The organism is Helicobacter mehlei, assembly GCF_003660265.1.
Taxonomy (GTDB): Bacteria; Campylobacterota; Campylobacteria; order Campylobacterales; family Helicobacteraceae; genus Helicobacter; species Helicobacter mehlei.
Genome location: NZ_QXQP01000089.1, coordinates 1 through 440 on the forward strand (window position 1 = coordinate 1; position 440 = coordinate 440).

Consider the following 440-nt stretch of genomic DNA (forward strand, 5'->3'; position numbering starts at 1 on the left):
GGAGCTAGCCCCTTCCCAAGAAATGGAGGGAGACTCCCTAGAAACTCCTAACTTAGAGGATTCTATGGAGGCCATGAATGCAGAACCAGCCCTCCCCACAGAGTCCTTGGAATTAGAAGCAGACATGTTGCTAGAACCTGAAGTGTTGCAGGACACACCAGAAAGCGTGGTGGCTAGTATAGAGCCTATGGAAAACACAAGCACTTTGGCAGAGCAAGAACCCCTTACACCCACGCCCCTAGAATCCCAAGAATTGCCAACGCAGTTAGAATCCAGTGCAGAGTTAGCAGAATCCGCACTTTTAGGGACTGAGGGGTTAGAGCCTGTATTAGAGACTGGAGAGTTAGAGACTGAGGGGGCAGAAGCTAGGGCCGTAGAATCAGAAGTGGCACCAGAACAAGAAGTGTCAGAGCCAGGATTAGAAACAGAGGAGCAACACC

The 440-nt window shown here is 50.5% G+C and carries 1 pseudogene; it reads left to right on the plus strand.

The features are described from left to right. Positions 1–440: pseudogene (locus EAO36_RS08365) on the plus strand (hypothetical protein); the annotation flags it as partial.